This window comes from Pseudomonas sp. R76 (genome assembly GCF_009834565.1).
GTDB lineage: Bacteria > Pseudomonadota > Gammaproteobacteria > Pseudomonadales > Pseudomonadaceae > Aquipseudomonas.
Genome location: NZ_CP019428.1, coordinates 6,478,570 through 6,499,066, shown reverse-complemented (window position 1 = coordinate 6,499,066; position 20,497 = coordinate 6,478,570). Strand labels below are relative to the sequence as shown.

The window sequence follows — 20,497 nt, the reverse complement described above, 5'->3', positions numbered from 1 at the left end:
GGCCGACGCTGCTCATGGGGTTTGCGACGCTGTGGGGGGCACCCGGTCTTGTCTCTGCGCTGGAGCTTGGCGAAGGTTTCGACGTTGCGGCGCTGACAGCCCACGGTATCGACCCGAAAGTGTCGGAGTACTTCCGTGGCGCGGCGCGTTTTCGCGAGGGCGTACAAGTGGTCGGGTTGCGCGTCAATGGAAACCCGCTTGGGCTGGTGGACGCACGGTTCGATCATGAAGGCCGATTATGTTTCACGCCCGGATTGCTGGATAAAGCCGGCTTGGTAAAGCCCCGCGCGCTCATTCAGCAAGGCCTCACCCCGGATCAGGCCTGTCATGACTTTTTCGGGGAGTTCCCGACCACCATGGTGAGGTTGCGTCCCGGCATTGACGAGGTGGCGCTGGTGGTTCCGACCCAGTCATTGCGTGACCCACAGTGGGAAGCCGGGCATTTCTCCAAAGGCGGTTCGGCGGCGATATTCAACTACAACGTACTGGGTTTCGACAGCCGTTCGCGCAGTGGGTCCAGTCGGTTCGTTTCAGCCTATACCGAGGCAGGGTTTAACCTGGATGACTAGATTTTGCGCAGTCGTCAGTTTTATGTGGCCGACAACGGCAAGGTCCGTACCGAGCATCTGAACGCCTATGCCCAGCGGGATCTGGCCGCCTTGCAATCGACTTTCCAGGTGGGCCAGATCTCCAGTAATAATCCGCTGTTTGATGGCGTCCAGTTATCCGGGCTGCAGTTTTTCCCCGATGGCCAATCACGCACGCCTGCGAGCAGCAACCATGCGGTAGTCGAAGGGCTTGCGCAGAGCCAGTCACGCATTGAAGTGCGTCAGTCCGGCGTATTGATCCACAGCACGTTGGTGCCCGAGGGGCCTTTTCGGCTGACGGGCCTGCCATTGCTCAATGGCACCAGTGACCTGCAAGTCAGCGTGATCGATGTGCGTGGCGCAAGGCGCAGTTTCGTAGTGCCGGCCGCTTCGTTCGCGGGGGCTGTGCCAGCGGTGCCTGGTTACTATTTTTCTGCCGGCAAGCTGCGCAAGAACGCGACTGAGGAAGGCCCGACACCGTTGGTCGCCATGGGCGGCGGCACTTGGGGGTTGGGGCGCGATTCGTCTGCGGGCTTTGGTTTGTTGAGCACCGATGACTACTGGGCGGCCGGTGGCACCCTGAGCAGCATATTTTTCCAGCGGGTTTCCGTGGGCACGCGGCAAAACCTGTCACGAGACAGCAAAAACCAAGTGTCCGGGGTGCGTAGCAGCGTGTCCGTGAGCAGCCCGGTAGCCGGCGGCATCGATGTGAGCCTCAGCGCAACTACCCAAACCCGCGGTTATCGCGAGGTCGTTGAAGCCGGCCGGTCATACAGGGCCGATGAGCTGGGTTCGCGTTCCAAAAACCAGTACACGGCAAGCATCAGTTGGGCCGATCCCACGTTGGGCGTTTTCTCAACGGGTTTTACCCGCAGTGCTCAATTTGACGGGCGAACGAGCGAACATGTGTCGGCCTCGTGGAATAAGTCATTCAGTCACGCCGAGGTTGCGTTGATCGCGGACTCGCAGGTAGGCGGCACCCGGTCGGGCCGCGACACCCCGTCTGCCGACAGGCGACGGGACAGCGCCCAGGAGAACGACCTGTCGCTGCGGTTGCAGGTCAGCGTGCCCCTGGGCGGTGATCGTCGTGTGACGAGCTACACCAGTCGTCGCGGCGACCGCTTTACCACGGGTACAGCACTCAGGGATCGGGTCAATGAGTATGTGAACTATGAGGTGGGATTCGACCGCGACCTCAGGGCGCGGGAGCAATCGATTCGCGGGCAGGTGGACGTGTTGCCGCGTTATACCCAGGTGGGGCTGGGTGTCAGTCGTGACCCTCGCGGCACCAGCTACACCGGACAGTTGCAGGGCGGCGTAGTGGCTCACGAGGGTGGGTTGACCTTCTCGCCTTATACCGTGCAGGACACGTTCGGCATTGTCTCGGTAGGCGACATAGGCGCTGCAAAAGTCGAAACACCCCAAGGCCCGGTGTGGACCGACTACAGCGGGCAAGCGGTGATCGCAGGTTTGCCGGCCTACACCAACAGCCGAGTCGAAGTGCAGACCCAGTCGCTGCCCAAGCGTGTCGACCTGAAAAACGGCACCCAGGTGCTCGCTGCGGGCCGTGGGTCGTTCAACACCGTGAATTTCGATGTGGTGAAAGTACGTCGTGTGTTGCTCACCGCGAATGATGAGCAGGGCCGGCCCTTGCCTCAGGGAGCCGCCGTGTTCGGCAAAGCCAATCGCTTCCTGACCAGTGTTGTGGGTGAGGGCATGATTTTCCTGAACGACGTCGACGAGGTGCAAAACCTGCGGGTTTCGTTGCCGGACTCTTCCACCTGCCTGTTGCGCTTTAACCTCGAGGCCAAGCCAAACAATGACAAGTTCTATGAAACTACCTCGGCGGTGTGCCATGGCCGCGACGCTTAAAAGCCTGTCTTTGGCGCTGCTGTGCACACTGCTGACAGCGCCTTACGCCTGGTCTGAGAATTGCCGGTTGTGGTGAGCCAGCCGCGCATTGACTACGGCGCTATTCGCAAAGAGGCGCTTGTTGAAAGAGCCGCCGTGACACTTGGCACCCGTTCTTTGCAGTTGAATGTACTGTGCGCGGAACCTGCGCAAATGACGTTGCGCTTTATCGGCGTCGCAGCGGATGGTCAGGGTTTTCGGTTTGGCCGCCAAGGGCGTTTTCGCCTGAGCCTCAAACATGCCCAGGTGGACGGGCATGCTGTCGGTTGGGTGGCTGCGCATTTGCCCGGCGAGCCTGCCAGCGGGCAGTTGCTGCCCGGCCAGACGTTGATGGCACGAGTCGCAGGAATGCCAATGATAGGTCGGCGATTGACCGCTCAAGTCGATATCGACACCGACCTGCCCGCAGGTGACATGCACGTGCGCGACGAAACGCGCCTGGAGGGGCAGGGCAGTTTCGAACTGCTCAGCTCGGCTGTTCCACCGAGCCAATGAAGTTGGCGAATTCCGGCGTTTTAGGGTTGGCGAACAGCGTCTTCGGGTCGCCCACTTCATGCACTTTGCCCTGGTGCATGAACACCAGCTTGTCGCCCACTTCCCGGGCAAAGCGCATTTCGTGGGTCACCATGATCAACGTCATGCCGTCGTTGGCCAGTTGACGCACCACGCTGAGCACTTCGTTGACCAGCTCCGGGTCCAGGGCCGAGGTGATTTCGTCGCACAGCAGCACCTTGGGTGACATGGCCAGCGCGCGCGCAATAGCCACGCGTTGCTGCTGGCCACCGGACAGGCGATCAGGGAAGGCATCGAACTTTTCCCCCAGCCCGACCCGCTCCAGCATCTGCTTGGCAAGTTGTGCCGCTTTGGCCTTGGGCACTTTCTGCACCACTTGCGGTGCGAGCATCACGTTTTCGCCCACGGTCAGGTGCGGGAAGAGGTTGAACTGCTGGAACACCATGCCGACTTTCTGCCGCAGGCTGCGCAAGTCGGCGCGCGCGGCGTCGAGGTATTCGCCATCGACTTCGATCACGCCGTCGTTGATCGACTCCAGGCCATTAAGGGTACGCAGCAAGGTGGATTTGCCCGAGCCACTGCGGCCGATGATCGCCACCACCTGGCCTTCTTCGACTGTCAGGTCGATGCCCTTGAGTACGTGGTGATCGCCGTAATACTTATGCAGGGCGGAAATTCTAAGCAGAGGCATGCAGTCTCCTTTCCAGGTAGCGGGCACTGAGGGACAAGGGGTAGCAGAGCAGGAAGTAACCGAGGGCCACCAGGCCGTAGACCATAAAGGGCTCGAAGGTGGCGTTGGCGAGCATGCCGCCGGTCTTGGTCAGTTCGGTAAAGCCGATGATCGAGGTCACGGCGGTGCCTTTGACCACCTGCACCGAGAACCCCACGGTGGGTGCTACGGCAATGCGCAGGGCCTGAGGCAGGATCACGTAGCGCAGTTGCTCAAGCGGGTTGAGGGCCAGGCTGGCTGACGCCTCCCATTGCCCGTGGGCGATGGATTCGACGCAGCCGCGCCAGATCTCGGCGAGGTAGGCGCTGGTAAACAGGGTCAAGGCAATGGCCGCCGCCAGCCAGGGTGAAATATCCACGCCAAGCAGGGCAATGCCGAAAAACACCAGGAACAGCTGCATCAACAGCGGCGTGCCCTGGAACAGTTCGATATAGGTGCGCGCGACATTGCGCGGGAACGCTTTGCGGCTGATGCGCATCGTCATCACCAGCAAGCCGATCAGGCCACCGCCGACAAACGCCACCAGCGACAGCAACAGGGTCCATTGCAGGCCGGTGGCCAGGTTGCGCACGATGTCCCAGAAGGAGAAATCACTCATTGGCTGTTCCTCATCACGAAGCGGCGGCCAATCCAGTTGAGCAACTGACGAATCATCAGCGCCATGCACAGGTACACCAGGGTGGTCAGCGCGTAGGTTTCAAAGGCGCGGAAGTTGCGTGACTGAATAAAGTTGGCGGCAAAGCTCAGCTCATCGGTGGCGATCTGCGAACACACGGCCGAACCGAGCATTACGATAATGATCTGGCTGCTCAGGGCTGGCCACACCTTGCCCAGCGCCGGCAGCAGCACCACGTGGCGGAACGCTTCGAAACGCGTCATCGCCAGTGCGGCTGCGGCTTCCAGCTGGCCACGAGGGATTGCCTGGATGCCGGCGCGGATGATCTCGGTGGAGTAGGCCCCCAAGTTGATCACCATCGCCAGCACAGCGGCTTGCCATTCAGTGATTTTCAGCCCCAGGGATGGCAGGCCGAAGAAGATGAAGAACAACTGCACCAGAAACGGCGTGTTGCGGATCAACTCGACATACACGCCAAAGAACCAGGCAAACGGCTGGATCTTCCACGCTCGCACCACCGCGCCGACGGTGCCCAGGGCAACACCCAGGATCGCGCCGATGGCCGTCAGCTCCAGCGTGAACAGGGCGCCGCGCAGCAGCAGGTCGGTATTGGCCAGCACCGGCATAAAGTCAAATTGATACGCCATGAATCAGCTCCGTCGCTTCAAAGATCTGCAGGCAGCGGCTCTTTGAGCCACTGCATCGCATTCTTTTCCAGGCTGCCGTCGGCCTTGGCCGCCACCAGGATCTGATTGACCTTTTCCAGCAACGCCGGCTCGTTCTTGTTCACGCCCACGTACACCGGCGAGTCCTTGAGTTTCACTTTCAGCTCCAGCGCGCGTTTATTGCTGCGCTCGCTGATCGCGACCATCACCACGTTGCCGCTGGCAATCAGGTCAACCTGGCCGGCCAGGTAGGCGGCGATGGTCGAGTTGTTGTCTTCGAAGCGTTTGATCGTGGCTTCCTTGGGCGCAACGGCGGTCAGCTCGATGTCTTCGATGGCGCCGCGCGTCACGCTGATGGTCTTGCCCTTGAGGTCATCGGTGGTGTGGATGGCTGCCTCAGGCGGGCCGAATACAGCGAGGTAGAACGGTGCATAGGCCTTGGAAAAGTCGATGACCTTTTCGCGCTCGGCGTTTTTGCCCAGGCTGGAAATCACCAGGTCGACCTTGCCGGTGGTGAGAAACGGAATGCGGTTGGTGCTGTTGACCGGGGTCAGCTCCAGCTTGACCTTGAGCTGGTCGGCCAGCAGCTTGGCGGTGTCGATGTCCAGGCCGCGGGGTTTCATGTCAGGGCCGACCGAGCCGAACGGCGGGAAGTCCTGGGGCACGGCGACCTTGAGGGTGCCACGGGCGACGATGTCGTCCAGACCATTGGCCTGGGCGGGTGCCTGGCTCAGCATCAGGCTGGCAAACAGGGCAGTGAGCAGGGCGCTGTAGCGCTTGGTCATGGCAACTCTCCGAAAAAGGCGAAGGGATTTTCTGAGTTTGCTCAGTGCACAGCCCATGCCATCACCGCTCGAATCGCCTGCAACGCCGGGATTTGTTGAGGCGCGGTGGTCTTACTGGTCTGAACAGTGGTTGCGCTTTTCGCACCTTTTTCGAGCGTCGACAAAACCCGCGAGCCCCTTTGGGGCGTGGCTTGCCGCCGGCTTCGAATAGCTTTACAACTAGCCGCTCAGTTGTCTGGAACTATGAGTTTTTTATGAATTCCATCGCCCAAGCCGTACCGGAAGCGGCCCTGCAGGCCATCCGCAAACTGATCAAGGAACAGGGCTTTGCAGCGGGCGATGCATTGCCGTCCCAGCGCGACCTGGCGGTGCAGTTGGGGGTCAGTCGGGCGTCGCTGCGCGAGGCGTTGTCGTCCTTGAGTGCCTTGGGGGTGGTCAGTGTGCAACCCGGCAAGGGCGTGTTTGTGCAGGCGGTCGACGAGTCACCCGGGTTTGCCTGGCCCTTTGCGGCCCAGGCGACGCCGCTGGATATCTTCCAATTACGTTACGCCCTGGAGGGCTTTGCGGCGGGGCTGGCGGCGGTGACGCTGAGCGTCGATGAGCTGGACAGCCTGCAAGACAACGTCGAGGCCATGCGCAAGGTGCTCAAGGCTGGCGACTTTGAAGCTGCTGCCCGGCTGGACTTCGAATTTCACCAGCGGATCCTGCTGGCCAGCGGTAACCAGGCGATGGTGAGCATCTTGAGTGCGAGTGCCGAGGTGTTTTTGGAGAGCCAGAAACTACCGTTCATCCGGCCGGAGCGGGCAATGGAGACCTGGCAGGAACACCGCAAGATCCTGCGTGCCCTGGCCCGACGCGCCAGTGCGGCGGCGCAGAAAACCATGCAGGAACACGTGCGCAATGCGGCATTGCGCACGGGCATCGCATTCGTGACTCCCGTGTCGTCATGAGTTGAGCTATACCCAAACTCATGCACCACCATAGCAAGAGTCAATCAGAGGCGGCTTCCTGAACGGGGGAAGGGCGGCTATGATGGGCCACGTTTTTTTTGCTTACAATCCGGAGACATCCATGAGCAACGATCTTATCAAGCACGTCACCGACGCGACCTTTGAGGCCGAAGTACTCAAGGCTCAAGGCCCGGTGCTGGTTGACTACTGGGCTGAATGGTGCGGCCCTTGCAAAATGATCGCCCCTGTTCTGGACGATATTGCGACCACCTACGAAGGCAAGCTGACCATTGCCAAGCTGAACATCGACGACAACCAGGAAACCCCGGCCAAACACGGCGTGCGTGGTATCCCGACGCTGATGCTGTTCAAGAACGGCAACGTCGAAGCCACTAAAGTGGGCGCACTGTCGAAGTCTCAGTTGCAAGCTTTCCTCGACGCGAACATCTAAGCGTCGTAAAAAAAGCCCCGCAAATTGCGGGGCTTTTTCGTGAAACAGGGCTAGACGCTCCGAAATTCAGGTGGTACATTCGGCCCCGCACTGGTTTCTCCACTGCCCCCTGCAAGCCGTCGCCGACGCATTCCTTTTCGATTAGTACGCGATCCTGTCGCCTTCTCTGCGGCGCGGCCTCATTAAGCCAAAAGCTTAATTTCCCCCCTCCATAAATGATTACGTCATTCCTATATGAATCTGACTGAACTCAAGCAAAAGCCGATTACCGACCTGCTCCAATTGGCCGAAGAAATGGGCATAGAAAATATGGCCCGTTCGCGCAAGCAGGACGTGATTTTCTCCCTGCTCAAAAAGCACGCGAAAAGCGGCGAGGAAATCTCCGGTGATGGCGTGCTGGAGATTCTCCAGGACGGCTTCGGCTTCCTCCGCTCCGCTGACGCTTCCTATCTCGCCGGCCCAGACGACATCTACGTCTCGCCGAGCCAGATCCGTCGCTTCAACTTGCGCACCGGTGACACCATCGTTGGCAAGATCCGTCCTCCGAAGGAAGGTGAGCGTTATTTCGCCCTGCTCAAGGTCGACACGATCAACTTCGATCGTCCCGAGAACGCGAAAAACAAGATTCTCTTCGAGAACCTGACGCCGCTGTTCCCGACCGTGCGCATGAAGATGGAAGCCGGTAACGGTTCCACCGAAGACTTGACCGGTCGTGTCATCGACCTGTGCGCCCCGATCGGTAAAGGCCAGCGCGGCCTGATCGTCGCACCGCCGAAAGCCGGTAAGACCATCATGCTGCAGAACATTGCAGCGAACATCGCGCGTAACAATCCTGAAGTTCACCTGATCGTGCTGCTGATCGATGAGCGTCCGGAAGAAGTAACCGAAATGCAGCGCACCGTGCGCGGCGAAGTGGTTGCCTCGACGTTCGATGAGCCGCCAACCCGCCACGTGCAGGTTGCCGAAATGGTGATCGAGAAGGCCAAGCGCCTGGTCGAGCACAAGAAGGACGTGGTGATCCTGCTCGACTCCATCACCCGTCTGGCCCGTGCCTACAACACCGTGATCCCGAGCTCCGGCAAGGTCCTCACCGGTGGTGTCGATGCCCACGCCCTGGAGAAACCAAAGCGTTTCTTCGGCGCCGCGCGGAACATCGAAGAAGGCGGCTCGCTGACCATTATCGCCACCGCGCTGGTTGAAACCGGCTCGAAGATGGACGAAGTGATCTACGAAGAGTTCAAGGGTACTGGCAACATGGAACTGCCTCTGGACCGCCGTATCGCGGAAAAGCGTGTGTTCCCTGCGATCAACATCAACCGTTCCGGCACCCGCCGCGAAGAGTTGCTGACCGCCGACGACGAACTGCAGCGTATGTGGATCCTGCGCAAATTGCTGCACCCGATGGACGAAGTCGCCGCCATCGAGTTCCTGGTCGACAAGTTGAAAGCCACCAAGACCAACGACGAGTTCTTCTTGTCGATGAAACGTAAGTAATACGACGCTTCAGGTCCGAAAAAATGGCGCCCTTTGGGGCGCCATTTTTTTTGCGTCACATTAAGGGAGGTTTGTTCGGCAGGGTTGTCAGTAAATAAACAACAAAGGTGGGCGCGCCTACGCTCACCTCAAACCGTCCCAGACTGACTACCATTTATGACCTCTCTTGCTTACCGAAGAGACATTGACGGCTTGCGTGCCATCGCTGTACTGGCTGTCGTGCTGTTCCATTTCGGGGTTCCAGGCGTTACTGGCGGCTTTGTCGGCGTTGATGTGTTCTTTGTGATTTCAGGTTTCCTGATCACCTCGATCATTTGGCGCGAGCGTCAGGCCGGGCATTTCAGTTTCCTGGATTTTTGGGCCCGGCGGGCCCGGCGTATCCTGCCGGCGCTGATTGTCATGATGCTTGCGTCATTGGTGGTCGGCTGGTTTCTGCTGGCGCCCAAGGACTACGAAGAGCTGGGACGCTCAATTCATAATCAGGTGATTTTCATCTCCAATCTGTTCTTCATGCGTCAGGACGGCTACTTCGAGACCGCCTCCGATATGAAGCCGATGCTGCACACGTGGTCGCTTTCGGTTGAAGAGCAGTTCTACATCGCATTTCCGCTGTTGCTGGCGGTGCTGTCGCGCTGGCTGAAGCCTTGGCGCAGCGCGTTGTTTGTGCTGTTGCTGGTGTCATTTGCTGCCAGCGTGTGGGCGGTGTCCCATGAACCCGAAAAGGCGTTTTTCCTGCTGCCTATGCGTGCCTGGGAGCTGTTGGCAGGCGCCATGCTGGCGGTGTTGCCGGTGCGCGCTCAGCGGGTAGGCCTGGGGTTGGCACAGACCGTCAGCTTGATCGGCCTGAGCCTGATTTTGGTCGCGGTATTCGGTTATGACGCCGATACGGCCTTCCCAGGCGCGGCGGCCCTGTTGCCGGTATTGGGTGTGGTGGGGCTGATTTGGGCCAACGGCCAACACACAACCCTGGTCGGGCGCCTGTTGGGCAGTCGTGTGTTGGTGGCCATAGGGCTGATTTCCTATTCCTGGTACCTGTGGCACTGGCCGGTGCTGGTGTTTGGCAAGTACGCCAGTATTTTTGGCCTCACGCCTTTGGAGCTGACGGCGCTGTTCTTCTTGAGCCTGCTGCTGGGTTATGGGTCCTGGCGTTTTATCGAAGGGCCGTTTCGTGAGCGGCGCCTGCTGGCAGGGAGCCGATCAATCCTGGTGGCGGGTGTCATTGCCCTCGCCAGCCTGGGCCTGGCCGGAAAAGGCCTGGTGTGGTCGGATGGGTTTGCGCAGCGGCTGTCGCCTGAGGCATTGCAGTTTGCCCAGACGCATACCTGGAGCCCCAAACTCATGAGCTGCCTGGGGGATGACAAGAAAAACAATCACCGTGAACCTTGCCATTTTGGCCCGCAAGCGAGCTCGGCGCGGGCGCTGGTGTGGGGTGACAGCCATGCGTCAGCGCTGATTCCGGCGTTGAAAGATGGGTCAATCAAATACGACTTCAGCATCACTCAAGCCGGTTACGCCGGCTGCCTGCCTTTCTACCGGAACGAAAATACACCCGGATGCAGAGCTTTCAACGAACGCACCGCAGCGTTGTTGAGCCGCGAGCACTTCAGCGATGTGGTGCTGGTCGCACGTTGGAGTCTCTATGTTTATGGGGAGCGCTCCGGCGATACCGGGGCTTCCATCCATGACCCGGCGACGGGGAAATATGACCGAGCCATCGCGCAGCAGCTGTTCGCCGAGGGTTTGAGCGCGCAGGTGCAGCAACTGCGTGCCAGTGGTCACCGGGTATGGCTGGTCAAGGAAGTGCCGCTGCAGGATTTCAACGTGCCTTTCCGGCTCGCCCGTTTGGCGATGTTGGGGCGCCCGACCGACAAGGAGGGCTTGCCACTCGCCGAACACTTGGAGCGACAGGCCTATATAAGCGCCACCTTTGAACGACTGGCAGCGGCTGACCCAGGCGTTCGGGTGCTGGACCCGGCGCCCAAGCTGTGTGAGGTCAACAGCTGGTGCAGGGTCGAGCTTGATGGTCACGCGCTCTACACCGATGACAATCACCTTTCAATCGCGGGCTCGCGGCTTGTGGAAGGGTTCCTTGAACCCTTCTTCCGCACGCTGCGCAATACATCTGCTGACTCAGCCATGAGCCGCAATGACGTGCAATAAGCTGTCAGCGCTCGTAAGAGCAGGTAGGATGTACGCCTATTTTACGGGTGGCATGGTTAATGAAATTCAAGGATCTTCGGGATTTCGTGCAGCAACTTGAGCAGCGCGGAGAGTTGAAACGTATCCAGGTGCCGATTTCCCCGGTGCTGGAAATGACTGAGATTTGCGACCGTACCCTGCGCAACAAGGGCCCGGCGCTGCTGTTCGAGAACCCGACCGGCTTTGATATCCCGGTGCTCGGCAACCTGTTCGGCACACCGGACCGTGTGGCCTTTGGCATGGGCGCCGAGTCGGTCAGCGAGCTGCGCGAGATCGGCAAGCTGCTGGCCTTCCTCAAGGAGCCCGAGCCACCCAAGGGCCTCAAGGACGCGTGGTCGAAGCTGCCGATCTTCCGCAAGATCATTGCCATGGCGCCCAAGGTGGTCAAAGACGCCGTGTGCCAGGAAGTGGTCATCGAAGGCGATGACGTCGACCTTGGCATGCTGCCCGTGCAGACCTGCTGGCCCGGCGATGTCGGCCCATTGATCACTTGGGGCCTGACCGTCACCAAAGGCCCGAACAAAGATCGCCAGAACCTCGGTATCTACCGTCAGCAAGTGATCGGCCGCAATAAGGTCATCATGCGCTGGCTGAGCCACCGTGGCGGTGCGCTGGACTTCCGTGAGTGGTGCGAAAAGCACCCCGGCAAGCCGTTCCCGGTGTCCGTGGCCCTGGGCGCTGACCCGGCGACCATTCTCGGTGCCGTCACGCCGGTGCCCGACAGCCTGTCCGAATACGCCTTTGCCGGCCTGCTGCGTGGCAATCGCACCGAACTGGTGAAGTGCCGTGGCAACGACCTGCAAGTGCCGGCCACCGCCGAAATCATCCTCGAAGGCGTGATTCATCCGGGCGAAATGGCCGATGAAGGCCCTTACGGTGACCACACCGGCTATTACAACGAAGTCGACAGCTTCCCGGTGTTCACCGTCGAGCGCATCACCCATCGGATCAAGCCGATCTACCACAGCACCTACACCGGCCGTCCGCCGGATGAGCCAGCCATTCTCGGCGTGGCGCTCAACGAAGTGTTCGTGCCGATCCTGCAAAAGCAGTTCCCGGAGATCACCGACTTCTACCTGCCGCCCGAAGGCTGCTCGTACCGCATGGCCATTGTGACCATGAAGAAGTCGTACCCGGGCCACGCCAAGCGGGTAATGCTGGGTGTGTGGTCGTTTTTGCGACAGTTCATGTATACCAAGTTCGTTATTGTCACCGACGACGATATCAATGCGCGGGACTGGAACGACGTGATCTGGGCCATCACCACGCGCATGGACCCCAAGCGCGACACGGTGATGATCGATAACACGCCGATCGACTACCTCGACTTTGCCTCGCCGGTGTCGGGCCTGGGTTCGAAAATGGGCCTGGATGCCACCCATAAGTGGCCGGGTGAAACCACTCGCGAGTGGGGCCGGGTGATCGTCAAGGATGAAGCCGTGACCGCGCGCGTGGATGCGATCTGGAAAGAATTGGGAATAGATTGATGCGTGTAACCCTGCAACCTTCCGGCGCGGTACTGGAACTGGTCCCTGGCGAGCGAATCCTCGAAGGCGCACGGCGCCTGGGCTACGAGTGCCCGCAGGCCTGTCGCAATGGCGTGTGCCATGTGTGTGCGGCGCTGCTGGTCGAAGGCCGGGTGCAGCAAGCCGGTGAAGTACGCGACCATGGTGAGTTCTACACCTGCATCGCCGAACCGTTGGAAGATTGCATTGTGTTGTGGGATGGCGTGCTGGCGCCGGGAGAGTTGCCGTTGCGCAAGTTGTCGTGCCAATTGAGTGAGTGTGTGGAAGTCGGTGGCGATGTATGGCGCGTGCGCCTGCGTGCTCCGGCCGGTAAGGCCGTGCGCTACCACGCCGGGCAATACCTGATGATCGAGCGGGACAATGGCGAGAAGTCGGCATTCTCCCTGGCCTCGGCGCCCCACGCCGGGCGTGAGCTGGAGTTGCATGTGCTGGTGCGCGAAGACAGTGCCCGCAACCTGATTGAGCAATTGCAGCGCAATCAAATGGCGCGTGTCGAGCTGCCGTTTGGTGACACACACCTGGCCGAACTGCCTGACGGGCCGCTGGTATTGATCGCCGCCGGCACCGGCATGGCGCAGATGCACAGCCTGATCGAACACTGCCGCGCTTCCGGCTTCAAGCACCCGGTGCACCTGTACTGGGGCGTGCGTCGCCCGGAAGATTTCTACGAAATCGAACACTGGGACCAGTGGCAGCAATTGCCCAACCTGTTCCTGCACAAAGTTGTCAGCGACCTGTGCGGTTGGGAAGGGCGCTGCGGGCTGCTGCATGAGGCGGTGTGTGAAGACATCAGCGACCTCAAGGCCGTGCATGTCTATGCCAGCGGTTCGCCGGCGATGATCTACGGCACCTTGGATGCGCTGGTCGACGCCGGCATGGATGCGCACCAGATGCGCGCCGACGTGTTCGCCTACGCGCCGCGTCCCTGAAGCTGTACCCCATCAAACTGTGGGAGCGGGCTTGCCCGCTCCCACAGGTGATCGTATTCAGCTTGCCTGATGGTCAGAAACGCACACCCGCCGTCAGCATTGCCGCATTGAAACCCAGCAACACCAACTCGCTGGCCACCGGGCCGAAGTTCACGCCCACAGAGGGAATGATCGCCGGTGCCACGCCAAAACGGTTGAGTGGGATTTTGTCGCGGTACTTGCCGCGATAGCCCTGAAGCGCGCCTGCAGTCACTTTCATATAGAACGGCGATTCGCCAATGTCATAGCGTTTGCCGGCGTAAACGTAATATGAACGTTGGCTGAACGAGTTGCGAAACGTCGCCCCGCCATACACCAGCCCGGAGGCTTCATTACGCTCCAGGTTGATCAAATCCTGATTGTTGTTGTGCTGCGGGTCTGGCGAAAAGTGCCGGGTGTAGACGCTCGTCTGGGCGTACCAGAAGCCCTTATCGTCTTCGGCGGCGGCCTCAGAGGCCAGGGCGGCAGCGGCTTGTGCCATCAGCAGTAAGCCAGAAAAAAAGTACTTCATGGTCCGACCTCGATAGTCGTTTGAGTGGGCGGCTAATGGGGGTCGCTAAACTTCTACAGTTTGGCGACTAACGTTCTGCGCGGCCTGAACCTGCGCTGAAAACATGGCTGCCTATGCTTATTCTTTTTGGGTATTTTAGATGTAGGAATAATCTCATTAAGCTATAAGGCAACGGACTACCGACTATCAGCCAATAACCAATAAATGACCGCCACCGCCGCCAGCCGGATCGATCGTACGAACTCAGAGCATTGAAGTTCTGATTGTTGATTCAAAAGGGGAGCGGTATGGGGAGCTACAAGAAACACGCGCTGTACACAGCGATTTTGTCGGCCAATTTGCTGACCGCTGTGGGATTCAACTCAGTCCTGGCGGCCGAAACGGCCACCGCCGACGCACCAAAACTCGACACCGTGATCGTCACCGGCACCCGCGCCCAAGAGCGCACAGCCAGTGCTTCGCTGTCACCCATCGATGTGATTTCCGGCGATACCTTGCGCAGCACCGGCTCCGATGAGTTGGGTGCGGTGTTGGCGCGCCTGATTCCGTCGATCAACTTCCCGCGCCCAAGCCTGGTAGACGGTGCCGAACTGGTGCGCCCTGCGCAGTTGCGCGGCCTGTCGCCGGATCAGGTACTGGTGCTGGTCAACGGTAAACGTCGTCACACCAGTGCCTTCGTAAACCTTGGCGGCGCCGTGGGCCGTGGCTCGGCGCCGGCGGATTTGAATGCCATCCCGCTGTCGGCGGTCGACCATATTGAAGTGCTGCGCGATGGCGCCTCCGCGCGTTATGGCTCGGATGCAATTGCCGGGGTGATCAACGTGATCCTCAAGCACGCCGACCATGGCGGCTCGATCTCGACCAAGTTCGGCGAATACAAAAAGGGTGACGGCATCCAGCGCAATGTCAGCGGTAATACCGGGTTTGCCTTGGGCGACAACGGCTTTATCAACGTGTCGGGCGAAGGTGCCGACAACGACTACACCAACCGCGCCGGCGATGATTTGCGCCCAGGCAGCGTGGGTTCCACTACCTATGGCCAGCGTGTATTCCGCCAGGGTGAACCGGCTACCAATGAAGGCAAGTTCCAGTTCAACTCCGAATATTCCTTCAACGATGCAGCCGAGTTCTACACCTTTGGCGGCTACAGCAAACGGCGCGGCGAGACGGCGGCGTTCTACCGGGCGAGCAATGCGTCCAATAACATCCCCGCGCTCAACCCCAATGGCTACCTGCCGCTGATCAAGGGCAACCTGGAAGACACGTCATTGGTGGTCGGCCTGCGCGGCTTGCTGGCCTACGACTGGCATTACGATCTGTCGGCCAACTACGGCAAAAACCAGTACGAGCTGAGTACCGAAACCATCAACACCTCACTCGGCCTGGCCACGCCGCGCAAGTTCGACAACGGCACCTTGAGCAACGACCAGAAGCAAATCAGCCTGGACCTGTCCCGTGAATTTGACGTGGGTTTCCTGCCGTATCCGGTGTCCGTGGCATTGGGTGGCGAATACCTGCGCCAGGGCTATGAAATCGAAGCCGGCGACCCGGCGTCCTACTACCAGACCGGCAGCTCGGGCCTGGGCGGCTTCCGGGATGCCGACGCCGGCAGCAGCTCGCGGCACAACTGGGCCCAGTACCTGGACCTGGAAACCAACTTCACCGAAAAACTCAGCGCCTCGGCGGCCGTGCGGCATGAGGATTACAGCGACTTCGGCTCCAACGTCAGTGGCTCGCTGTCGGCGCGTTATGACTTCACCCCGCAAGTGGCGTTGCGCGGCAGTATTTCCAACGGGTTCCGCGCGCCGTCGCTGGCCCAGCAGAACTTTGCCTACACCTCGTCGCAGTTGATTGGCAGCACCATTCAGGAAGCGGGTACGTTCCCGGCCAACAGCAAGGTCGCCCGTCTGCTCGGCGCCGAAGACCTGAAGGCCGAGAAGTCGCGCAACTACAGCCTTGGCCTGGTGCTGGAGCCTGCGGATGACCTGACCGTGACACTCGACGTCTACCGCATCGACATCCGCGACCGCATCAGCCTGTCCTCCAACCTCAACTTGAACCCGGCGACCGTTGCGTACCTGCAAGCCAACGGTGTCGGCAACATCAACTACACCAGCGCGCGCTACTTCACCAATGCCACAGACACCAGCACCGACGGCGTCGATCTGGTGGCCAACTATCGCTACCAGTTCGATAACGGCATCCGTTGGAACAGCACCGTAGGCTACAACTACAACCACACCAAAGTGACGGACGTGAAGGCCAACCCGGCCATTCTGGACAGCCTGGGTGCCAACCTGGTGCGAGTGGACCGTCGCGAGCGGATCGGTTTGCTCGGCGACACCACCCCGCAGCACAAACTTAGCCTGGGTAACGATTTCACCTATGGCAATTGGGCGCTGCACAGCAACCTGGTGCGCTATGGTGAGTTCACCAGTTACCAGGCCGACAAAGTCAACGACCAGACCTTCAAGGCCGCGTGGGTGCTGGACGTGTCGGCGGACTACAAGCTGAAGAACTGGACCTTCACCCTGGGCGGCGACAACGTTACCGACAAATACCCGGAGAAGGTCAATGCTTACGCCAGCAGCGGCGGCAACCTCGCCTATAGCACTTTTTCGCCGTACGGTTACAGCGGCGCGTTCTATTACGGTAAAGTTGCTTACAACTGGTAATAGCTTCTCATAGCAACATTTGCAGTCACACAGGAGACCTAAGCGATCCGCCATGACCGTTATTGAAACCGATCTTTTGCAATTGGCTTACCCTCCGCGGCTCGGTTTGGGGCCGCAACTTACTCACGAGCAATTGATGAGTTCGATGCAGGCCACCATGGCCAAGCATAAGGGTGGGCCGGTCTGGCTGTTCGCTTATGGTTCGCTGATCTGGCGCCCCGAATGCTCGTCGACCCAGCGCATGCGTGCACGGGTTCACGGCTATCATCGGGGCTTGTACTTGTGGTCCCACGAGCACCGGGGCACGCCGGAGTCACCGGGTTTGGTGTTCGGGCTGGATCGCGGCGGTTCCTGCAGCGGGTTTGCCTACCGCTTGCCGGACGATCAACTGGAGGCCTCTCTTTACGCCTTATGGCAGCGCGAGATGCCTTACCCTTCTTACCGGCCACACTGGCTCAACTGCCGTCTGGAAGATGGCACTCAGGTGCAGGCGTTGGGGTTTGTGTTGGAGCGGCATTTGCCCAGCTACGCCGGCAACTTGCCCGATATCGTGCTTAACCACGTGCTGGAAAGCGCTTGCGGGCGTTACGGCACTACGCGCGATTATGTCGAGCAAACCGTTAACGCCCTGCGTAGCCACGCCATGCCAGATAAAAGCCTGGAGGCGCGGCTCAAGCGGTGCCAATCAAAGTCTGATTAGGCTTGCACTTCGCGAGACTGGCTGGCTACGTTCTTGTGACCCAGGGTGGGCGCCAGGAAGGCCATAGCCAGCACACAAGCAACGACCAGAAGAATGAATCCTCCGTCCCAGCCAAAGAAGTCCACGGTATAACCCATCAGTGCGCTAGCTGCGACCGAACCGCCCAAATAACCGAACAGGCCGGTGAAACCTGCCGCCGTGCCTGCTGCCTTCTTGGGAACCAGTTCCAGTGCTTGTAAGCCAACTAACATCACAGGGCCGTAGATCAAGAAACCGATCGCGAACAACGAAATGATATCGATCATTGGGTTGCCCGGCGGGTTCAGCCAGTAAACGATCGTCGCAACGGTCACCAATGCCATGAACACCATTCCGGTCAAGCCGCGGTTGCCACGAAAGACCTTGTCTGACATCCAACCGCACAGGAGCGTGCCAGGAATACCTGCCCACTCATAGACGAAGTACGCCCACGATGAACTGTTAAAGTCGAAGTGCTTGACCTCTTTGAGGTATGTCGGCGCCCAGTCCAGAATGCCGTAGCGCAGCAGATAGACGAACACGTTCGCCAAAGCGATGAACCAGAGCATTTTGTTACGTAGCACGTATTTGAAAAAAATGTCTTTGGCGCTGAATTCGTCTTCGTGGCTGGCGTCGTAGCCTTCCGGATAGTCATTCTTGTACTTCTCGATGGGCGGTAGGCCTGTCGATTGAGGTGTATCGCGCATCACAATAAATGCAAATACTGCGACCAGCAGTGCTACGGCGGCCGGTACGTAGAATTTGCTATGCCAGTCGTTAAACCAGCCCATGCCCAGAATCGCGAGTGGGCCTATCAGCCCACCGCCGATGTTGTGGGCGGTATTCCAAACCGAAACAACGCGGCCACGTTCCTTCTGCGACCACCAGTGCACCATTGTTCGCCCGCTTGGCGGCCAACCCATGCCTTGAGCCCAGCCGTTGATAAATAACAAAGTGAACATTATGGCGACACTGGACGTTGCCCAGGGTGCGAAACCGAAAATGAACATCACAGCGGCGGACATCACCAGGCCGAAGGGTAGAAAGTAACGAGGGTTTGAGCGGTCGGACACAATCCCCATGAGGAACTTGGACAAGCCATAGGCGATAGCAATTGCCGATACCGCCGTACCCAGTTGCCCTTTTGTATAACCCTGTGCCAATAAGTCCGGGACAGCCAAGGAAAAGTTTTTACGCACTAGGTAATAACCGGCGTAGCCGAAGAAAATACCGGCGAAAATCTGCCAGCGCAGGCGTCGGTAAGTGCTGTCTATTTTTTCTTCAGGCAGAGGCGCCTGATGTGCGGCAGGACGAAAGAAAGCAAACATTCAAGAGCTCCAAATTTCTTGTTTTGACTGCGGATGCGAATGTTACAGTTTCGTTACCGAAAATAGCATCGCCTCTTATCCGCAAACACAGGAAATGGGAGCAATTGCATGTTCTCTTATGAACATGTCGCGAATAGATAAGTGTGGGTCGGTATCAGTGCCCAAGGCCCATGGAGATCAACTGTGGGAGCTGGCTTGCCTGCGATTGCGGTCTGCCAGCTAAGTGTGTTTGGCTGACCCACCGCTATCGCAGGCAAGCCAGCTCCCACATTGGATTGCATTTCAAATCGATTAGCGGGTCTGGACGACAACCTTTCCGACAGCCCTGCGCTGCCCCAAGTCATTAATCGCCTGTGCCGCCTGCTCCAGCGGATACACCTGCGACACCAGCGGCTTCAATTTCCCCTCGGCGTACCAAGTAAACAACTGCTGGAAGTTCGCCGCATTGTCCTGCGGCTGGCGCTGGGCGAACGAGCCCCAGAACACCCCAACCACCGACGCGCCCTTGAGCAGCGCCAGGTTCACCGGCAGCTCGGGAATGCGTCCGCTGGCAAAACCGACCACCAACAGGCGGCCGTTCCAGGCAATGCCGCGCACGGCCTGGTCAAACAGGTCGCCGCCGACCGGGTCGTAGATCACATCGACACCGTTGCCGTCGGTCAGGCGCTTGATCTCATCCTTCAGGCTGGCTTCGCTGTAATTGATCAGCTCATCCGCACCGGCGGCCTTGGCCACGGCCAGTTTGTCGGCGCTGCTGGCGGCGGCGATCACGCGGGCGCCCATGGCTTTGCCGATTTCCACGGCGGCCAGGCCTACGCCACCGGAGGCACCGAGCACCAACAGGGTTTCGCCGGGTTGCAGGTTGGCCCGCTGTTTCAGCGCATGTATCGAGGTGCCGTAGGTCATGCTGAAGGCGGCGGCGGTGTTGAAATCCATGCTCGGCGGGATCGGCAGCACGTTATAACCAGGCACCGCGACCTGCTCGGCAAAGCTGCCCCAGCCGGTCAGGGCCATGACCCGGTCACCGACTTTCAGGTGACTGACCTTCTCGCCCACTTCACTGACCACGCCCGCCGCTTCGCCACCCGGCGAGAAAGGGAAGGGCGGCTTGAATTGGTATTTGCCCTCGATGATCAGCGTGTCCGGAAAATTCACCCCGGCCGCGTGCACGTCCAGCAGGATTTCGTTCTTCTTGATCGCGGGGCTGGCGATCTCTTCCAGCACCAGGGTTTCGGCGGGGCCGAAGGCTTTGCACAGCACAGCTTTCATCGGGCTATTCCTTTTGGTGTCGTGGCCGATAAGTGTAGGAGGGTACGCCCGTGGGTCAACGAGCATGCCCGGGCCTGATAAGTCGCCATAAGCTTGTGCTCAGCCTTGCTAGCGTTATGCTACCCGGCAACCGAATTTGAGGAATGAACCGTGAAAGCTTGGATCCTGTTGATGCTCGCCCTGACCTTGCCGATGGCAGCCCAGGCGGAAGAAGCGAAAGAAGGCGAAGCGCCGAAGGTCAGCTACATCAGCCTGACGCCGCCGTTCGTGGGTAACTACGGCCTGGACGGCAGCGCAAAGCTCAAGGTGTTCAAGGCTGACATCGCCCTGCGCGTGACCGGGCCTGAAGCTGCTGCCGCGGTCAAAGCCAACGATGCGTTGATCCGTAACCAACTGGTGGCGCTGTTTACCCAGCAGACCAACGAGGCCATGAGCACCGTTGAAGGCAAAGAAAAACTGCGCCAGGAAGCCCTGAAGCAAACGCAGCAAGTGATGAACGACGAAACCGGCAAGCCGATGGTGGAAGATTTGTTGTTCAACAACTTGATCATTCAGTAACCCGCAGTCTGTGTAGGAGTCGGTTTGTCGTGGCAAGCCCGCT

General features: G+C 59.5%; 16 protein-coding genes and 2 pseudogenes. 11 read left to right on the top strand and 7 right to left on the bottom strand.

Annotation, left to right across the window (positions count from 1 at the left end):
- Positions 1-14 precede the first annotated feature (14 nt).
- Positions 15-2,459: pseudogene (locus PspR76_RS29535) on the top strand (fimbria/pilus outer membrane usher protein).
- Positions 2,443-2,993 (top strand): annotated as a pseudogene (locus PspR76_RS29530) (hypothetical protein). The pseudogenes PspR76_RS29535 and PspR76_RS29530 overlap by 17 nt, the downstream one beginning before the upstream one ends.
- Here the strand turns inward: PspR76_RS29530 and PspR76_RS29525 are convergent.
- Genes PspR76_RS29525 through PspR76_RS29510 form a run of 4 tightly spaced genes read right to left on the bottom strand, consistent with a single transcriptional unit; the run spans position 2,965 to position 5,807 of the window.
- Positions 2,965-3,702, bottom strand: coding sequence for an amino acid ABC transporter ATP-binding protein (locus PspR76_RS29525; RefSeq protein ID WP_159960863.1), 738 nt, complete (start codon positions 3,700-3,702; stop codon positions 2,965-2,967). The pseudogene PspR76_RS29530 and the gene PspR76_RS29525 overlap by 29 nt on opposite strands.
- A complete protein-coding gene (locus tag PspR76_RS29520) occupies positions 3,689-4,339 on the bottom strand; it encodes an amino acid ABC transporter permease (protein ID WP_159960861.1) in 651 nt (216 codons plus the stop codon). The genes PspR76_RS29525 and PspR76_RS29520 overlap by 14 nt, the downstream gene beginning before the upstream one ends.
- Positions 4,336-5,004: an amino acid ABC transporter permease gene (locus PspR76_RS29515; protein WP_159960859.1), complete on the bottom strand. Its 669-nt coding sequence runs from the start codon at positions 5,002-5,004 to the stop codon at positions 4,336-4,338. The genes PspR76_RS29520 and PspR76_RS29515 overlap by 4 nt, the downstream gene beginning before the upstream one ends.
- Before the next feature lie 17 nt (positions 5,005-5,021).
- Positions 5,022-5,807 carry a transporter substrate-binding domain-containing protein gene (locus PspR76_RS29510; protein ID WP_159960857.1) on the bottom strand — a complete coding sequence of 262 codons (786 nt, stop codon included), beginning with the start codon at positions 5,805-5,807 and terminating at the stop codon, positions 5,022-5,024.
- 254 nt (positions 5,808-6,061) lie between these two features.
- On the opposite strand from PspR76_RS29510, the gene PspR76_RS29505 reads away from it, so the two are divergent.
- The 6 genes from PspR76_RS29505 (at position 6,062) to PspR76_RS29480 (ending at position 13,356) form a co-directional block, all read left to right on the top strand.
- A complete protein-coding gene (locus PspR76_RS29505) occupies positions 6,062-6,757 on the top strand; it encodes a FadR/GntR family transcriptional regulator (protein ID WP_159960855.1) in 696 nt (231 codons plus the stop codon).
- A 121-nt stretch (positions 6,758-6,878) separates the two neighbouring features.
- Positions 6,879-7,208 (top strand): thioredoxin TrxA, encoded by a 330-nt coding sequence (gene trxA, locus PspR76_RS29500; RefSeq protein ID WP_003213989.1) that lies wholly within the window; start codon positions 6,879-6,881, stop codon positions 7,206-7,208.
- A 234-nt stretch (positions 7,209-7,442) separates the two neighbouring features.
- Positions 7,443-8,702: a transcription termination factor Rho gene (gene rho / locus PspR76_RS29495; protein ID WP_159960853.1), complete on the top strand. Its 1,260-nt coding sequence runs from the start codon at positions 7,443-7,445 to the stop codon at positions 8,700-8,702.
- 156 nt (positions 8,703-8,858) lie between these two features.
- Positions 8,859-10,862: an acyltransferase family protein gene (locus PspR76_RS29490; protein ID WP_159960851.1), complete on the top strand. Its 2,004-nt coding sequence runs from the start codon at positions 8,859-8,861 to the stop codon at positions 10,860-10,862.
- A gap of 59 nt (positions 10,863-10,921) precedes the next feature.
- Positions 10,922-12,388, top strand: coding sequence for a 4-hydroxy-3-polyprenylbenzoate decarboxylase (gene ubiD, locus PspR76_RS29485; RefSeq protein ID WP_056860766.1), 1,467 nt, complete (start codon positions 10,922-10,924; stop codon positions 12,386-12,388).
- Positions 12,388-13,356, top strand: coding sequence for a CDP-6-deoxy-delta-3,4-glucoseen reductase (locus tag PspR76_RS29480; RefSeq protein WP_159960849.1), 969 nt, complete (start codon positions 12,388-12,390; stop codon positions 13,354-13,356). The genes ubiD and PspR76_RS29480 overlap by 1 nt, the downstream gene beginning before the upstream one ends.
- Before the next feature lie 73 nt (positions 13,357-13,429).
- Here PspR76_RS29480 and PspR76_RS29475 read toward each other — a convergent pair whose 3' ends face one another.
- A complete protein-coding gene (locus tag PspR76_RS29475) occupies positions 13,430-13,906 on the bottom strand; it encodes a sn-glycerol-3-phosphate transporter (RefSeq protein WP_159960847.1) in 477 nt (158 codons plus the stop codon).
- Between the two features lie 287 nt (positions 13,907-14,193).
- On the opposite strand from PspR76_RS29475, the gene PspR76_RS29470 reads away from it, so the two are divergent.
- A complete protein-coding gene (locus PspR76_RS29470; protein ID WP_159960845.1) occupies positions 14,194-16,581 on the top strand; it encodes a TonB-dependent receptor plug domain-containing protein in 2,388 nt (795 codons plus the stop codon).
- Between the two features lie 52 nt (positions 16,582-16,633).
- Positions 16,634-17,281 (top strand): gamma-glutamylcyclotransferase, encoded by a 648-nt coding sequence (locus PspR76_RS29465; protein ID WP_159960843.1) that lies wholly within the window; start codon positions 16,634-16,636, stop codon positions 17,279-17,281.
- Here PspR76_RS29465 and glpT read toward each other — a convergent pair.
- The gene (glpT, locus tag PspR76_RS29460) at positions 17,278-18,627 is read right to left on the bottom strand and encodes a glycerol-3-phosphate transporter (RefSeq protein WP_159960841.1); all 1,350 of its coding nucleotides are present in this window, start codon (positions 18,625-18,627) and stop codon (positions 17,278-17,280) included. The two genes, PspR76_RS29465 and glpT, sit on opposite strands and share 4 nt — an antisense overlap.
- Positions 18,628-18,918: 291 nt before the next feature.
- Entirely contained in the window at positions 18,919-19,896 is a 978-nt protein-coding gene (locus tag PspR76_RS29455) for an NADPH:quinone oxidoreductase family protein (protein ID WP_159960839.1), read from the bottom strand.
- A gap of 150 nt (positions 19,897-20,046) precedes the next feature.
- On the opposite strand from PspR76_RS29455, the gene PspR76_RS29450 reads away from it, so the two are divergent.
- Positions 20,047-20,454: a flagellar basal body-associated protein FliL gene (locus PspR76_RS29450; protein ID WP_159960837.1), complete on the top strand. Its 408-nt coding sequence runs from the start codon at positions 20,047-20,049 to the stop codon at positions 20,452-20,454.
- The last annotated feature ends 43 nt before the right edge of the window (positions 20,455-20,497 follow it).

Coding starts and splice junctions, on each gene's coding strand:
- PspR76_RS29525 (WP_159960863.1), bottom strand. CDS start 3,702: ATGCCTCTGCTTAGAATTTCCGCCCTGCATAAGTATTACGGCGATCAC.
- PspR76_RS29520 (WP_159960861.1), bottom strand. CDS start 4,339: ATGAGTGATTTCTCCTTCTGGGACATCGTGCGCAACCTGGCCACCGGC.
- PspR76_RS29515 (WP_159960859.1), bottom strand. CDS start 5,004: ATGGCGTATCAATTTGACTTTATGCCGGTGCTGGCCAATACCGACCTG.
- PspR76_RS29510 (WP_159960857.1), bottom strand. CDS start 5,807: ATGACCAAGCGCTACAGCGCCCTGCTCACTGCCCTGTTTGCCAGCCTG.
- PspR76_RS29505 (WP_159960855.1), top strand. CDS start 6,062: ATGAATTCCATCGCCCAAGCCGTACCGGAAGCGGCCCTGCAGGCCATC.
- trxA (WP_003213989.1), top strand. CDS start 6,879: ATGAGCAACGATCTTATCAAGCACGTCACCGACGCGACCTTTGAGGCC.
- rho (WP_159960853.1), top strand. CDS start 7,443: ATGAATCTGACTGAACTCAAGCAAAAGCCGATTACCGACCTGCTCCAA.
- PspR76_RS29490 (WP_159960851.1), top strand. CDS start 8,859: ATGACCTCTCTTGCTTACCGAAGAGACATTGACGGCTTGCGTGCCATC.
- ubiD (WP_056860766.1), top strand. CDS start 10,922: ATGAAATTCAAGGATCTTCGGGATTTCGTGCAGCAACTTGAGCAGCGC.
- PspR76_RS29480 (WP_159960849.1), top strand. CDS start 12,388: ATGCGTGTAACCCTGCAACCTTCCGGCGCGGTACTGGAACTGGTCCCT.
- PspR76_RS29475 (WP_159960847.1), bottom strand. CDS start 13,906: ATGAAGTACTTTTTTTCTGGCTTACTGCTGATGGCACAAGCCGCTGCC.
- PspR76_RS29470 (WP_159960845.1), top strand. CDS start 14,194: ATGGGGAGCTACAAGAAACACGCGCTGTACACAGCGATTTTGTCGGCC.
- PspR76_RS29465 (WP_159960843.1), top strand. CDS start 16,634: ATGACCGTTATTGAAACCGATCTTTTGCAATTGGCTTACCCTCCGCGG.
- glpT (WP_159960841.1), bottom strand. CDS start 18,627: ATGTTTGCTTTCTTTCGTCCTGCCGCACATCAGGCGCCTCTGCCTGAA.
- PspR76_RS29455 (WP_159960839.1), bottom strand. CDS start 19,896: ATGAAAGCTGTGCTGTGCAAAGCCTTCGGCCCCGCCGAAACCCTGGTG.